The organism is Haloarcula marina (assembly GCF_024218775.1).
Taxonomy (GTDB): domain Archaea; phylum Halobacteriota; class Halobacteria; order Halobacteriales; family Haloarculaceae; genus Haloarcula; species Haloarcula marina.
In genome coordinates this window covers 1,205,888-1,218,874 of sequence record NZ_CP100404.1, presented here as the reverse complement: position 1 = coordinate 1,218,874, position 12,987 = coordinate 1,205,888, and the positions used below count along the sequence as shown (strand labels likewise).

Below are 12,987 nucleotides of genomic sequence, written 5' to 3'. Positions count from 1 at the left end.
AGTGGACCGCATGGACGACGCTCGGAGCGGAACCGAAGCGGGGCGGTTCGGACTCGGTGCACGGTCGCTCGCCGGGTCCAGTATGGTGCTAGCCGGGACTGTCGCGTTCATGGGTATCACGACCGCAGAAGTGCTCTATCCGAACTATTCGGTTCGACAGGACATCAGTGACCTCGGGTCGACCCAGCCACCGAATCCCGTCATCCACGAGCCTTCGGCGACGATATTCAACAGTACGATGTTACTGACCGGGGCGCTCGTTCTCGTCGCGGCGTACTTCCTCCATCGCTCTGACGGTCGCCGCGAGTTCACGGTTTCGCTCGCTGTGTTCGGAGCGGCCGTCTTCGGCGTCGGCGTCTTCCCCGGAAACGTCACCCCGTGGCACGGCCTCGCCGCACTGCTCACGTTCGCCAGCGGCGGCGTGACCGCGGTACTCTCGTCTCGGGTCGTCACTCGTCCGTTTTCTCTCCTGTGTGGCGCGTTGGGTGCCGTCTCGCTACTGGTTCTCTGCAGCGTCTTCTTCTACGGTCTCGCGTTGCGACAACCGCATCCGCTCGCGTTCCTCGGGTCCGGCGGCGTGGAGCGATGGGTCGCCTATCCTCTGCTGTTGTGGGTTCCGGCGTTCGGCGGCTATCTACTGGGCGAGGGACCTCCAACCGCGAGCGCTGATTGAGGGGCTGCCGACTCAGTCCTCGCCGTGAATCGCTTCGCCGCGGAACAGTCGGTGGGCGATAGAGAACGTCTGTTCGCGCTCGCGGCGAGTCGGGAAGTGCGCCGAGAGATAGCGCGCGGCCGCAATCAGCGGCAGGCGGCGTTCGGCGTCGTCCTCGGCGAATCGCGCCTGCCGGAACGCCGCTTCGAGGTGCTGGAGTTCGTGAAAGCCCGCGTCTTCCCGAAGCAGTCCCTCGCCGAGCGCCTGTTTGAGGGCGTCGACGTCACCCTCCGCGTCGAAGTGTTCGCTCACGAGTCGCCCGGCCTCGTTCACCCGTCCCTGTTCGTCGAACGTCGCCAGCAGGTCCGCGCGGATGGTCGCCGGGTCGCGGTCCGACGGGGTGGGTTCGGGACGCGGCGCGGCGGGCGTGTTGAGGAAGCGGTCCAGATACACCGATATCGCGCCGTCGAAACACGGCTTGTAGGCTTCGATAGCGTCGGTCCGGGCGGCCATCGCGTGGGCGGCGTTGGCGTAGCTGAGGGTGTGGTGGACCGTGTTCCAGTCGCCGAACTCGTTGCTGGTGGCGAACTGGGCGACGCGGCGGGTGGCCGCCAGTGCGACGGCCCGCGTCAACTGTTCTGCCGTCGCCCCCTGTCTGATGGCGTCGCGGAGGGCGTCGACGACGGCGTGGGGGTCGTCGGCGAGAAGCGTCTCCACGAAGTCGTCGGGTCGGGTCCATTCTTGGCCCTCGCCAGCGGCGACGAGGTCCGGGAGGGCGTCGTGGGCATCGAAACACAGCGCGGCCACGTCTATCGGTTGCCGCCACTGGGACGACTCCTCGCTCCGGGCGGCGTCGGTGAACTGGTCGACGGTCGACGCGAGAACGTCCGGCGCGGCCTCCCACCCGACGTGGTCCAGCGTCTCGACGGCCTTGTTCACGAAGTCCAGCGTGTGGCTGGCGTTCATGTAGAGGTGGTCCGTCGCGGCCGCGAGCAGAATCTCGACCACGTCCTCGGGCGGGAGGACGGCGGCCGCGGTGCGGAGGCAGCGCTCCGCGCCGTCGCCGTCGCGGACCTCGCAGGTCTCGCGGAACCACGACTTCAGACGGGCCTTCGAGAGGTCGTCGTTGCGGAGTTCGTACTGGTCGAAGCGGGGCGGTTCGCCCGCGCAGTCGGCGGCGACTTCGGTGACGCCGACGTACATCGCTCGCAGTTTCTCGTCGTGGGCCACGTCGCCGTAGAGGTTCGCCATCGCGCCGAGCGTCGTCAGCCCACTGCCCCACCCCGACGCCCGGTACTTCGTCCCGAAATCGACGGCGGTCCGGAGCGGCGTCGAAAAGCCGTCACCGAGTGCATCGAGGTTGATGACCGCCTTCGCCGCGACGAGAGAGATGTTCTCCTGCATCGCGTCGGCGAGTCGGTTGCGCCAGTGGGTCTCCGGTGGCACGTCGGGGTCGGGGTCCGGGTCGACGTAAACGACGCCGTCCCGGACTTCGACGGGGAACGTCTGCACGTCGTCGGCCCACGGGTCCAGCGTGTCGCCGCAGGCCAACTCGAAGCGGGCGTGGTGCCAGTGACAGGTCAGGAGGCCGTCGTCGACGGTCCCTTTCGAGAGCGGAAACCCCATGTGCGGGCATCGGTTGTCGACGGCGTACACTCGGTCCTCGTGGTGGAAGACGGCGATAGAGTGGCCGTCGACCTGCACCACTTGCGGAGAGTTTTCGGTGAGGTCGGCGAGGGGGAACAGTTCGTGGGAGGCGTCTGCTGTCGCCATACGTGAACGGTCGGCACAGACGAGGGTAAAGTTTCGCGCCGTCGACAAACGCGGTCGGGCTACGTGCAGCCGACTGGCACTCGGTCAGTCGGGTCAAGCCCCGTCGCCGACGGTCACCGTACCGAGCGTTGCGGTCCGCTCGTCGGGCGCGCCGACGAGTCGCCCCGTCCAGACGACGGCGACGGTATCGCCGTCATCGAGGTAGAAGCCCACGGACCCGTCGCCGTCGAGGTAGTCGCCGTCGCCGTCGGCGTCCACGCTCGGGTCGTCGACGGTGAACGAGTCACCAGCGGACACCGGGAGACCACGCGCCTCGGTGGCCCACACCAGCGTCGTCGTGGCGTTCCTGCTCGCGTCGGTGACGACGACGGCCACGTCCGTCGTGCTGGTCGCCGTCAGCGTGTCGCCTCCGGCGTGGCTGACGGTGACCGCGCTCGCATCGGCGTCGTAGCTCCCGTCGACGGTCACGTCGGGGGCGGCCGTCCGCAGGTCCGCGCCGGGACCGTACGCGAGCGCGGCGAGTCCGGTGACGGCCAGCGCCGCCAGTAGCCAGACCGCGACGCGTTCGACGGTCACGACACCGCGCGTGTCCGACCGGGAGGAACCGCTCATTGGTGGATGGTCCAGCGGCACGAAAATAAGCCCCCCGGTCGTTGCACGGGCCGGTCGGCGACCCGCTCCACGCGGGTTCGGCCCACACGGTACGCGACCCGTTCTTTTGAAGTGGCTGAATCCAGTATCCACGCACAACGAATGAGCCAGGATTTCTACGAGGTACTGGGCGTCTCGCGGGACGCCTCTGAAGACGAGATACAGGAGGCCTACCGCGAGAAGGCCCGCCAGTTCCACCCGGACGTGAGCGACGACCCGAACGCCGAAGAGAAGTTCAAGAAGGCGAAGAAGGCCAAGGAGGTGCTCACGGACGAGGAAAAGCGCCAGATGTACGACCAGATGGGGCACGACCGCTTCGAACAGGCCGAGAAGCGCGGCGGCGCGGGCGGCGGCCGCGGCGGCATGGGCGGCGACCCCTTCGGCGGCGCGGGCGGCGGGTTCGACATGCAGGACATCTTCGACCAGTTCTTCGGCGGTGGCGGCCGACGCGGCGGCGGCAACCGCCCGCGGCAGGGCCAAGACCTGCAGACACGACTGGACATCGACTTGGCGGACGCCTACCACGGCGTCACGAAGCAGTTGACCATCACGCGCCCCGAATCCTGCGAGGACTGTGACGGGAAGGGCCACCCGCCGGACGCCGACTCACAGACCTGTCCCGAGTGTAACGGGCAGGGACAGACGACCCGCGTCCAGCAGACGCCGATGGGCCGCGTCCAGCAGACGGCGACTTGCCGCCGCTGTGAGGGCGAGGGGACGCTGTACGACGAGACGTGTTCGACCTGCGGCGGCAACGGGACCGTCCAGAACGAGGCGACGCTGGAAGTCGAGGTCCCGGCCGGTATCGAGGACGGCCAGACCCTCCGGATGGAGCGGGAAGGCGCGCCCGGCGAGCGCGGCGGCCCCAACGGCGACCTGCTCATCCAGGTGTCGGTCCGCGACCACCCGGACTTCGAGCGAGACGGCGACGACCTGAAGCACCAGCACCCCATCTCGTTCCCGCAGGCCGTCTTCGGCGACACGGTGACGGTTCCGACCGTCGACGGCGAAGTGGATATGGACGTGCCCTCGGGCACGCAGAGCGGCGAGGTGTTCCGCCTCGAAGACAAGGGGATGCCCCGCCTGCGACGGCGCGGGAATGGTGACCTCTACGTGCAGGTGCAGGTCGTCACGCCGGACAGCCTCAACGACGAACAGAAGGCCGCGCTCGAACAGTTCGCCGAGGCGGGCGGGGAAGAAGTCGACATCGAGGAAGGCTTCTTCGAGAAACTGAAGAACTCCCTGTAGCTACTCGCCGCTCCCCGGCGTTTCCGCCCCGTCGAGTCGAGATTCGTACTTTTCGAGCGCCGTCTCCAGTGCGTCGTCGGCGTCCACGTCCAGTTCCGCACAGAGCGCCAACAGCGCGAACAGCGTGTCGCCGAGTTCGTCCGTCGCCACGTCGGCGGCGGCGGGGTCCGACCCGTATTCGGTGGACTCGTTTAGCTCCTTGGCGACTTCGCCGAGTTCCGAGGCGAGGTCCAGCAGGCGGTACGCGGGCGGCGTCGTGAGGTCGTGGTCGGTCAGAAACGTCTCGACGCGGTCCTGTCGGTCCATAGACCGGGCGACCGGCGACACGCGCAACTGCGTTGCGGTTTCCGTCTGCCTTTTGTCCGGTCGCTCCTACCACCGACTATGGAGACACTCGGTGACCTCGTCGCGGCCGGGCGCGGGCGGACGGGCGTGCTGTTCGAGTCGCCCGAACGGACCGCGCCGTACAGTTACGGCGACTTCTGTACGAACGTCTGGAAGGGCGGGAACCTCATGCGCCACTACGGCGTCCGAAACGGGATGCGGGTCGCCGTCGTCGCTGGCCCGAAGAACCCCGAGGACGGGGACGAACCCGGCTACCTGCGGGACGTGCCGGACGCGCTGTTGGCCTTCCTCGCGGCGACGATGGACGGCGCAGTTGTCGACATGGACCCGCCCGGCGCGGTGGACACGAAGGCCCTCGTCGCGCCCGCGGCGTGGCTGGACCGCTACGAACTCGCGCCGGGGACGAAGGCGCTGGCCTACGGCGGCCCGAGCGACGACCCCACCGTCGCCCAGTTCGAGCGGGAACTGTGGAGCGAGAACCCGCTCCAACCGCCGGGCGAACTGTCGCCCGCGGACGACGCGCTGGCGGCCGACCGGACCTACACTCACGGCGACTTGCTGGCCGCGGGCGAACGCGTGGTCTCCGACTACGACTTCGACGCGGAGACCACCGTCGCGCTCCGAGCGCCGGTCACCTCCGCGGGTGCCCTCGTCGCGGGGTTGGTCGCGCCGATGCGGGCGGGCGCGACGGTGTTACTGGGCGACGGCGAGACGGCGGACGTGGCCGTCGCCGTCGACGACTCGGTTCCGGAAGAACGGGTTATTCGACCGAGCGAACTCTCAGTGTGAGGCGCGGTACTCGCCGCCGGAACCGTGGCGGAAGGCCGAACCACGCGGGTCTCTGTGGTTCGGTTCCGGGCCACTCCTTGTCAGTTTGGTACCCGGTGACCCTGATTTCTTAACGGTTTTGTCTGTTCGCCTGTAACGGCGGGTATGGAATTCGACTTCGCGCGCTCCGTGGGACCCCTCGTCGTGATTGTCGCCGTCGCGGCAGTCGTGCTCACGACCGTGATGACTCCCTCGACAGTGTTCATGATGGTCCTCCCCTCGATGATCGTCTTCTCGGTCGTCGCGTTCTTCTTCGGGATGAAGCACGGCGAGTTCCGCGCCGGTGCGTAACACGCTGGCCTGCTCGCCGACAGCCCCTGGGTCGAGGGGAACGTCGGCTCGGTCGCCGGTCGATTCTGACGACCGTCGGTAACTGGCCTGTCCCGTGACTCGACGCGGTGGCCGATACCTGTCTCCGGCGGCAGACTCGTGGGGAGGCTGGCTGGTCCGCAGGGGCCAGAGCGGTGCCTGTGGCTGCTCTCTTGGCTACCCGGTGGGGCGAACGAGGTCCGCGAGCGTCACCAGCAGGCCGAGAATCCACCCCAGCGGGACCGAGATGGCGAGCCACATCACGACGTACGCGGAGCCTTCGAGGTCGAACGTCTGCGAGAACGTCTGAGCGAGGCCGATGGGCGCGAGCACGTTGTCCAGCAGCCACTGGGCGAGCGCGGTGCTATTCGGGAGGACGACGGCCGCGAGCGTCTGCGAGAACAGCGCCGCCACGACCGGCGGGAGGAAGAGCGCGGTCATCGCGAACGGGTATGCGAGGGCGACTGTCGTTCCCCGACCGCCCACCGCGCGAGCGGTGACGGCGAGCGCCGCAGACAGGGTCGCGACGCCCCCCGCGATGGCGATAGCCAGGAAGCCGCCAGCGACGAGGTTCAGTTCGAAGCGCGCGAGGGCGGCCAGTCCGCCCCAGACGAGGAGCGAGAGAAAGACGACGCCGACGAGGCCGAGACGGGTCGCCGTTCCGTCGATGCGCCGCGTCTGAAACCTGACGAACGCGCCGAGTAACACCAGCGGATAGAGGAGGCCGATGATAGGGACGCCCACCGCAGACCACGCCCGATACGCAATCATCCCGAACTGCGAATCGGGCGTCCACGTCCCCAGTACCGTATCGCCCGCCCCGCGCTGGCGTGGGTAGAGTAGCTCCATCCACGTCTCGTGTAACCGCCGGAGGTCGATTCGCATCCCGCCGACGACCCCTTCGGTCCCGTCGTTCCCGGTTGCCATACGGGCCACTTTACCCCTCCCGCCGTTAAAGCTTTCAGGCCGCCGTAGCAGGACCTGACAGGCGAAAAACAAGGCGCGGCAGAGAGAAAGAGATTCGAGGCCGCCGTGTCAGCGTCGGCGAGTCCTCAGTCCCAGGCGTCCGGGCCGAAGTCCGGGTCGACGCGGCGGTCGGTCCGCTCGATGTCGTCGATGCGGGCGACTTCCTCGTCGGAGAGGTCGAGGCCGACGCTCGCCCAGTTGTCGGCGATGTGGGCCTCGCCGGTGGCTTTCGGGATGGCGGTGACGCCCTTCTCACGAAGCCACGCGAGGCTGACCTGTGCGGCACTGGCGTCGTGGGCGTCGGCGATGTCGGTCAACACGTCGCTCTCGAACACCTCGCCGCGGGCCAGCGGCGAGTAGGCGACGAGTTCGTAGCCGTGTTCGGCGGCGTGGGCGCGGAGTTCCTCCTGCTGGAGGAACGGGTGCATCTCGACCTGATTGGCGAACAGCGGCGCGTCGAGAACGTCCATCGCTTTCTCGACGTGATGGGGTTCGAAGTTCGAGACGCCGACGTTGTGAATCAGCCCCTCGCTGTACAGTTCGTCGAAAGCCGCGAGCGTGTCTTCGGGGTCGTACGCACCGGCGGGCCAGTGGACGTACAGGAGGTCGACGGCGTCGACGCCGAGGGCGTCGAGGCTGTCCTCCGTCGAAGAGAGAACGTCTTCACCGGCGAGATTCGAGTTCCAGACCTTCGTCGCCAGGAAGATGTCCTCGCGGTCCACGTCTGCGGCGGCGATACCGTCGCCGACGGCGGCCTCGTTGCCGTAGGCCTGTGCGGTGTCGACGTGTCGATATCCCGCCTCTAGAGCCGTCCCGACGCTGGTTGCACACGTTTCGGCGTCGTCGTTCTGCCACGTGCCGAGGCCGAGCATCGGCATGCCACTGGCGCGCGGGACGCTCTCCGGTGTGAGTTGCTGCTTCGACATACCAGACCAAGACCGTCGACTCGGATAAGGGGCAGGAAACCGGTGGCGAGTGCGACTCGAAACCGACATATTGAGAACGGGGCCCCACAAACCACCGAGTATGACAGACGGTAGTGCGGACGTGTCTCGTCGAGCGTTCATGCGGACTGCCGCGGGGGCTACCGCCGCCTCGGCTGCCGCGGGGACGGCGGCTGCACAGGAAGACGGCGGTAACGAGTCCAGCGGCGATGGCGGCGGCAGCGCCGGTCCGCCGGACTACGGCAGTTGGTTCAGCAACGTCGGCAACTTCGACGGGACGACCGTCGACGCCCGCGGACAGGACACGGTCACGGTCACCGTCGGTGCCGAGGGCAACGGCGGCGCGTTCGCCTTCGACCCGCCCGCGGTCCACGTCGACAACGGCGCGACCGTCCAGTTCGAGTGGACCGGCAACGGCGGCGGCCACAACGTCGTCTCGTCCGGCGACGGTCCGCTCGATTCGGGCAGCGCGACGGCCTCTGCGGGCGTCAACTACGAACACACATTCGAGGAAGACGGCATCTTCAACTACGTCTGCGTCCCTCACGAGGGCCTCGGTATGAAAGGGGCCGTCGTCGTCGGGACCGACTACCCCACCGCCAGCAGCGGCGGGGGCGGTGGCGGTGGCGGCGGGTCCCCTGAAGTGCCCAACAGCGCGAAGACGCTCGGCGTCGCCACCTCCTTCGTGATGATTGCGACGCTCGGCCTCGCGTACTTCTTCATGCGCTACGGCGGGAACTACGAAACGCCGGACACGGAGTGAGCGCGCCGCTCAGACCGAGTCCGGCCCCGTTCGAATAACCAAGTCCACGTCGCGCTGACGGCCTTCGATGTCCCTGACGACGCGCTGGACGATGCGTTTCGCCTCCTTCTGAATCAGCGGTTTCACCTTCTCGATGACCCAGTCCAGCGAGACGAGACGCGGCAGGTCGACGGCCCCGGCCGACGCCGAGTCGGGGTCGAACTCGATGTGGAGGACGACCCGCGAGGCCGCGTCGACGCCGTCGGGTGCCTCTTCGGGTACTGAATCCACTTCCCAGTACCCCTCGGCGTCGATGTCTTTCACGATTCGCCAGTCGATGCGCTCGGGTTCGTCGACGCCCGTGACCTCCGACCGAGCGGTGTAGGTGAGTTTCCACCACGAGAACACGAGGTCGTAACAGGTTCCCGGCGTTCCATCGCCGTCTCGCTCTACCCGGTCGATGTACTCCGAGTATCGCGCGTACCCCGGGAAGTCCAGCAGGAACTCGTACATCTCCTCGGGGGGCACGTAGACGACGGTCGTGACCTCGATTTCGTCCACACCCCCAATGCCGTCGGTTCTCGACGTAAACTTTCGGGCGAGCCTCGGATTCGGTGGTGACAAAGTTGCCGGAAGATTTCTCGTGCGCATGAGACAGAACAAGAAATATTATTACCCTGTATCCGGTATGGAGGTGTACATGAGCGCATCCGATATTCAACAGGTCGACGACGGCGACCCAGTCGGTTGGGAGGCCGTCCGCGACTTGCCGCCGAGCGCGAAACTCGTCGCTAAGGTCTTAGAGTACAACGAGACGCTGACACAGAGCCAACTCGCTGACGAGACGCTGTTACCGCCCCGAACCGTCCGCTACGCGCTGAACCGACTCGAAGAGGTCGGCGTCGTCGACTCTCGGTTCTCCTTTGCCGACGCGCGAAAGCGAATCTACACCCTCAGCATCGAGTAAGCGTCTCGGCGGGTGAACGCGGCCGCCGAACGGCGGCCAAGTGGGGTAACGTTGATACCTCTGCCCACAGAGACGTTGCATATGAAAGTCGTCCTGATTGGGGTTGGTCAAGCCGGGGGGAAAGTCACGCAGTCCCTCGCCGAGTTCGACTACGACATGGGGTTCGACGCGGTCAAAGGCGCGTTAGCGGTCAATACGGCCAGGCCGGACCTCCAGAACCTCGACATCGACACGGTTCTCATCGGTCAAGACAGGGTGAAAGGCCACGGCGTCGGCGGTGACAACGAACTGGGCGCACAGGTGATGCAGGAGAACGCCACCGAGGTACTCGACAACTTAGACGGCCGTATCACGACCGAAGCGGAGGCCGTGATGGTCGTCGCGGGCCTCGGCGGCGGCACCGGGTCCGGCGGCGCGCCGATGCTCGCCCGCGAACTCAAACGCATCTACGACATCCCCGTCTACGTCCTCGGCATCCTCCCCGGAAAAGACGAGGGCGGCCTGTACCAGGCCAACGCGGGTCGCTCGCTCAAGACCGCCACTCGCGAAGCCGACTCCCTCCTCCTCGTCGACAACGACGCGTGGCGTGGCTCCGGCGACAGCGTCTCCGACGGCTACGACCGCATCAACGACGCTATCTCGCAGCGCATCGGCCTCTTGCTCGCCTCCGGCGAGGCCGTCGAAGGCGTCGGCGAGAGCGTCGTCGACTCCTCGGAAATCATCAACACGCTCCGCGGCGGCGGCATCTCCTCCATCGGCTACGCGAGCGCGGAGGCCAGCGAGGACGCCAACGAGAACGTCAACACCATCACGAGCGTCACCCGCAACGCCCTCCTCACCAGTATGAGCCTTCCCAACGCCACCACGGCGGAGTCTGCGCTCCTGGTCATCGCTGGCGACCCGGAACGCCTCTCCCGGAAGGGCGTCGAACGCGCCCGCCGCTGGGTCGAAGACGAGACGGGCAGTATGGAAGTCCGCGGCGGCGACTTCCCCCTCGGGTCCGAGAAAATCGCCTCACTGGTCCTTCTGTCGGGCGTCGAGCGCTCGGGCCGCGTCAACGAGTTCATGGAGCAAGCGAAGAAGGCGGCCAAATCGCAGGGCAACAGCGTCGACGTGGACGAGTTCACCAACAGCGAGTTGGACAACCTCTTATAAACACCACTACTTGTTACTTCGTCGGGGGTTACCGCAGCGCCTTCGGCGCGAGGAAACCCCCCGCAGTAACAAGTGGCTTTAGACGAGACTGCTACCGTCGAACTCGGTGCGGTCGTACTCCTCGTCCATCAGGTCGAGGATGGTGGGCGCGATGTCGTAGAGGTCGGCGTCGGCGATGCGGGCGTCGGCGTCGTCGACCAGCAGGGTCGCGTTGTCGAACGAGTGCATGCCGTTGCGCGGCCCCACGTCGAACACGTCCTCGCTCCCTTTGAACCCGGCTTTGAGGTCGAAGCCGTGGTTCGGGATGACGACGAGGTCCGGCGCGATGTCGTCGTGGTCGCCGCGGAACGCGTCTTCGCGGGTGACGACGCGGTCGGCGACCTTCTCGCCGTTCGGCCCTTCGAGGGCTTCGAGTTTCGACTTGAGGTCGGCGCGGACCGACTCGTACTCGTCTTCGGGGACGCCGCCGTTCGGTTCGCGGCCCTCCAGGTTGATGTAGAAGCGGCCGGGGATGAGCGAGTACGCCTTCGTGTCCTCGCTGATGTCGCCGAGTTCGGCGTGGTCGTCGTCCTCGAACTCCAGCCAGCCCTCCTGTTCGAGCCATTCGTTGAAGTGGACCTCGTGGTCCAGCGAGGTGAAGCCGTGGTCGGAGGCGACGACCATCGTCACGTCGTCGGCGAGTTGCTCGCGGAGGTTGCCGAGGTACTCGTCGACCTGCTTATAGAAGTCGAGGAACTCCTGCTGGTACTCCCCGTCCTGCTCGTAGTGTTTGAACAGGAAGTGATTGACCCGGTCGGTGGTCATGAACACGCCGAAAAAGAGGTCCCAGTCGTCCTCTTGCACGTAGTGTGAGAACGTCTCGTAGCGCTTTTCGAGCGTCTCGTGGGCGTCCTCCACGAAGTCGGACTTGTCCTCGTCGTGGCCGAGTTTGGCGTTGACGTCGATGCGGTAGTTCGTCTCCTCGAGTCGGGTGCGGAGTTCGTCGGGGTAGGCGGCCTTGTCGACGCCGGGCGAGAGGAACCCGGAGACCATGCGCTGGACGTTGCGCTGGGGCGGGAAGGTGACGGGGACGTTCAGCACCGTCGCGTCACGACCCGCGTCGGTGACGCGGTCCCAGAGGCGCGTCGCCTGCACGTCCCGACCCATCGGGACGTAGGTGTCGTAGGAGCCGACTTCGCGGTCCTGAAAACCGTAGACGCCGGTTTCGCCGGGGTTGACGCCCGTGGTCAGCGAGGGCCAGCAAGCGCTGGATTCGGGCGGCACGATGCTGTCGATTGGGGCACCGCTCCCCTCTCGCTTGAGGTCGGTGAGGTTGGGGAACACGTCAGGGTGCTCGTCGATGAGGCTGTACGGCACGCCGTCGATGCCGAAAAACGCCACGCGCGGCGCGTCGTCGCCTTTGAGGCGGTCGAATAATCCCATACGGCCCGTTAGAGTGGTCGGGGACAAGAAGCTTCTTTTCGAGTGGCTGTCAGGGAAAGCGGCAATCCGTTCGGCACCCGGTCGGTCACGACGAGCGGTCGGCGTTCTCGGGGACGACGGTGAGGTGTGCGATGACCGGTGGACTCGGCCGCTCTCCGTCGGGTCCGGTCGGTGGGTCGTCTATCGTCGCCTTCGGTTGGTCGGTCGCCATCGTGTGTAACACACGGGCGAGGCGAGTGAAAAGATTACCCATGCTCATAAAACATCGGCAAAGACCGCCGATATTATCGGCGAGCATACGTCGCCTGCCCGCGTGCCGACGGTTCACGGTCCGCGTAGACACGGAGCGGATACCGGTCGCTATCCAGTCGCGAACGGAAGAGTGAGAGAGAGCGCGGTTTAGTTGAACTGCTCGTCGTAGAGGTCCTGGGCGTGCTCGATGGCGTCCATCGCGGCCTGCTTGTCTTCCCACCCGAGCGTCTCGACTTCTTTGCCCGCTTCGAGGTTCTTGTACGTCTCGAAGAACTCGTCGATCTCGTCGAGTTGCTGCTGGGGGATGTCGTCTAAGTCCTCGATGTGGTCGAATCGCGGGTCCTCCGTCGGGACGGCGATGACCTTGTCGTCCTGTTCGCCGTCGTCGTCCATCTTCATCAGAGCGACGGGGCGAGCCTCGATGACGCAGCCGGGGAACGTCTGGTCCTCGACGAGGACGAGGACGTCGAAGGGGTCCTCGTCGTCGTAGTACGACTGCGGAATGAAGCCGTAGTCCGAGGGGTAGTGAACGTTGCTGTGGAGGACGCGGTCGAGGACGACGCCGGGGATGTCCTTGTCGTACTCGTACTTGTTGCGCTCGCCCTTGAGGCACTCGACGACGGCGTAAATCTCTTCGGGCGCGTTCGGTCCGGTTTCGAGGTCTTCCCAGAGGTTCGTCATCACTGACGACTGCGCCACCGCGGCAAAAATTACTTTCGTAATGACTCGCCGA

General features: G+C 66.4%; 16 protein-coding genes. 7 read left to right on the top strand and 9 right to left on the bottom strand.

Annotation, left to right across the window (positions count from 1 at the left end):
• Window positions 1-10 precede the first annotated feature (10 nt).
• Complete coding sequence (locus NJQ44_RS06360) at window positions 11-673, top strand: DUF998 domain-containing protein (protein ID WP_254273843.1); 663 nt, start codon at window positions 11-13, stop codon at window positions 671-673.
• A gap of 12 nt (window positions 674-685) precedes the next feature.
• On the opposite strand, the gene NJQ44_RS06355 is transcribed toward NJQ44_RS06360, so the two are convergent.
• Both NJQ44_RS06355 and NJQ44_RS06350 read right to left on the bottom strand, forming a co-directional pair.
• Window positions 686-2,425 carry a Rieske (2Fe-2S) protein gene (locus NJQ44_RS06355; RefSeq protein WP_254273842.1) on the bottom strand — a complete coding sequence of 580 codons (1,740 nt, stop codon included), beginning with the start codon at window positions 2,423-2,425 and terminating at the stop codon, window positions 686-688.
• A 93-nt stretch (window positions 2,426-2,518) separates the two neighbouring features.
• On the bottom strand, window positions 2,519-3,037 hold the full coding sequence (locus NJQ44_RS06350) for a hypothetical protein (RefSeq protein ID WP_254273841.1): 519 nt from the start codon (window positions 3,035-3,037) through the stop codon (window positions 2,519-2,521).
• A gap of 141 nt (window positions 3,038-3,178) precedes the next feature.
• On the opposite strand from NJQ44_RS06350, the gene dnaJ reads away from it, so the two are divergent.
• Window positions 3,179-4,324 carry a molecular chaperone DnaJ gene (gene dnaJ, locus NJQ44_RS06345; protein ID WP_254273840.1) on the top strand — a complete coding sequence of 382 codons (1,146 nt, stop codon included), beginning with the start codon at window positions 3,179-3,181 and terminating at the stop codon, window positions 4,322-4,324.
• Here dnaJ and NJQ44_RS06340 read toward each other — a convergent pair whose 3' ends face one another.
• A complete protein-coding gene (locus tag NJQ44_RS06340; protein WP_254273839.1) occupies window positions 4,325-4,630 on the bottom strand; it encodes a MazG-like family protein in 306 nt (101 codons plus the stop codon). It lies immediately after the preceding gene.
• A gap of 78 nt (window positions 4,631-4,708) precedes the next feature.
• On the opposite strand from NJQ44_RS06340, the gene NJQ44_RS06335 reads away from it, so the two are divergent.
• On the top strand, window positions 4,709-5,458 hold the full coding sequence (locus NJQ44_RS06335) for a hypothetical protein (protein WP_254273838.1): 750 nt from the start codon (window positions 4,709-4,711) through the stop codon (window positions 5,456-5,458).
• A gap of 144 nt (window positions 5,459-5,602) precedes the next feature.
• The gene (locus NJQ44_RS06330; protein WP_254273837.1) at window positions 5,603-5,788 is read left to right on the top strand and encodes a DUF7333 family protein; all 186 of its coding nucleotides are present in this window, start codon (window positions 5,603-5,605) and stop codon (window positions 5,786-5,788) included.
• Window positions 5,789-5,983: 195 nt separating this feature from the next.
• On the opposite strand, the gene NJQ44_RS06325 is transcribed toward NJQ44_RS06330, so the two are convergent.
• Window positions 5,984-6,733, bottom strand: a complete 750-nt coding sequence (locus NJQ44_RS06325) for a hypothetical protein (protein ID WP_254273836.1) — start codon at window positions 6,731-6,733, stop codon at window positions 5,984-5,986.
• A gap of 125 nt (window positions 6,734-6,858) precedes the next feature.
• On the bottom strand, window positions 6,859-7,650 hold the full coding sequence (locus NJQ44_RS06320; protein WP_254274318.1) for an aldo/keto reductase: 792 nt from the start codon (window positions 7,648-7,650) through the stop codon (window positions 6,859-6,861).
• A gap of 148 nt (window positions 7,651-7,798) precedes the next feature.
• On the opposite strand from NJQ44_RS06320, the gene NJQ44_RS06315 reads away from it, so the two are divergent.
• Window positions 7,799-8,479, top strand: a complete 681-nt coding sequence (locus NJQ44_RS06315) for a halocyanin domain-containing protein (protein ID WP_254273835.1) — start codon at window positions 7,799-7,801, stop codon at window positions 8,477-8,479.
• Window positions 8,480-8,488: 9 nt separating this feature from the next.
• On the opposite strand, the gene NJQ44_RS06310 is transcribed toward NJQ44_RS06315, so the two are convergent.
• Window positions 8,489-9,019 carry a type II toxin-antitoxin system RatA family toxin gene (locus tag NJQ44_RS06310; RefSeq protein ID WP_254273834.1) on the bottom strand — a complete coding sequence of 177 codons (531 nt, stop codon included), beginning with the start codon at window positions 9,017-9,019 and terminating at the stop codon, window positions 8,489-8,491.
• A gap of 139 nt (window positions 9,020-9,158) precedes the next feature.
• Here NJQ44_RS06310 and NJQ44_RS06305 point away from each other — a divergent pair, with 139 nt between their 5' ends.
• Both NJQ44_RS06305 and NJQ44_RS06300 read left to right on the top strand, forming a co-directional pair.
• On the top strand, window positions 9,159-9,425 hold the full coding sequence (locus NJQ44_RS06305) for a MarR family transcriptional regulator (protein WP_254273833.1): 267 nt from the start codon (window positions 9,159-9,161) through the stop codon (window positions 9,423-9,425).
• Window positions 9,426-9,506: 81 nt separating this feature from the next.
• On the top strand, window positions 9,507-10,580 hold the full coding sequence (locus tag NJQ44_RS06300; protein WP_254273832.1) for a tubulin/FtsZ family protein: 1,074 nt from the start codon (window positions 9,507-9,509) through the stop codon (window positions 10,578-10,580).
• Between the two features lie 78 nt (window positions 10,581-10,658).
• Here NJQ44_RS06300 and NJQ44_RS06295 read toward each other — a convergent pair whose 3' ends face one another.
• From NJQ44_RS06295 to NJQ44_RS06290, 3 genes are all read right to left on the bottom strand, one after another.
• Window positions 10,659-12,002 (bottom strand): alkaline phosphatase family protein, encoded by a 1,344-nt coding sequence (locus tag NJQ44_RS06295; protein WP_254273831.1) that lies wholly within the window; start codon window positions 12,000-12,002, stop codon window positions 10,659-10,661.
• A gap of 85 nt (window positions 12,003-12,087) precedes the next feature.
• Complete coding sequence (locus NJQ44_RS19455) at window positions 12,088-12,213, bottom strand: hypothetical protein (RefSeq protein WP_256557208.1); 126 nt, start codon at window positions 12,211-12,213, stop codon at window positions 12,088-12,090.
• Window positions 12,214-12,401: 188 nt separating this feature from the next.
• Window positions 12,402-12,935 carry an inorganic diphosphatase gene (locus NJQ44_RS06290; RefSeq protein WP_254273830.1) on the bottom strand — a complete coding sequence of 178 codons (534 nt, stop codon included), beginning with the start codon at window positions 12,933-12,935 and terminating at the stop codon, window positions 12,402-12,404.
• Window positions 12,936-12,987 lie beyond the last annotated feature (52 nt).

Excerpts from the sequence above, each read along its gene's own strand:
- NJQ44_RS06335 (WP_254273838.1), top strand. The coding sequence starts at position 4,709 with ATGGAGACACTCGGTGACCTCGTCGCGGCCGGGCGCGGGCGGACGGGC.
- NJQ44_RS06360 (WP_254273843.1), top strand. The coding sequence starts at position 11 with ATGGACGACGCTCGGAGCGGAACCGAAGCGGGGCGGTTCGGACTCGGT.
- NJQ44_RS06295 (WP_254273831.1), bottom strand. The coding sequence starts at position 12,002 with ATGGGATTATTCGACCGCCTCAAAGGCGACGACGCGCCGCGCGTGGCG.
- dnaJ (WP_254273840.1), top strand. The coding sequence starts at position 3,179 with ATGAGCCAGGATTTCTACGAGGTACTGGGCGTCTCGCGGGACGCCTCT.
- NJQ44_RS06325 (WP_254273836.1), bottom strand. The coding sequence starts at position 6,733 with ATGGCAACCGGGAACGACGGGACCGAAGGGGTCGTCGGCGGGATGCGA.
- NJQ44_RS06340 (WP_254273839.1), bottom strand. The coding sequence starts at position 4,630 with ATGGACCGACAGGACCGCGTCGAGACGTTTCTGACCGACCACGACCTC.
- NJQ44_RS19455 (WP_256557208.1), bottom strand. The coding sequence starts at position 12,213 with ATGGCGACCGACCAACCGAAGGCGACGATAGACGACCCACCGACCGGA.
- NJQ44_RS06355 (WP_254273842.1), bottom strand. The coding sequence starts at position 2,425 with ATGGCGACAGCAGACGCCTCCCACGAACTGTTCCCCCTCGCCGACCTC.
- NJQ44_RS06330 (WP_254273837.1), top strand. The coding sequence starts at position 5,603 with ATGGAATTCGACTTCGCGCGCTCCGTGGGACCCCTCGTCGTGATTGTC.
- NJQ44_RS06300 (WP_254273832.1), top strand. The coding sequence starts at position 9,507 with ATGAAAGTCGTCCTGATTGGGGTTGGTCAAGCCGGGGGGAAAGTCACG.
- NJQ44_RS06305 (WP_254273833.1), top strand. The coding sequence starts at position 9,159 with ATGAGCGCATCCGATATTCAACAGGTCGACGACGGCGACCCAGTCGGT.
- NJQ44_RS06320 (WP_254274318.1), bottom strand. The coding sequence starts at position 7,650 with ATGCCGATGCTCGGCCTCGGCACGTGGCAGAACGACGACGCCGAAACG.
- NJQ44_RS06350 (WP_254273841.1), bottom strand. The coding sequence starts at position 3,037 with ATGAGCGGTTCCTCCCGGTCGGACACGCGCGGTGTCGTGACCGTCGAA.
- NJQ44_RS06290 (WP_254273830.1), bottom strand. The coding sequence starts at position 12,935 with ATGACGAACCTCTGGGAAGACCTCGAAACCGGACCGAACGCGCCCGAA.
- NJQ44_RS06315 (WP_254273835.1), top strand. The coding sequence starts at position 7,799 with ATGACAGACGGTAGTGCGGACGTGTCTCGTCGAGCGTTCATGCGGACT.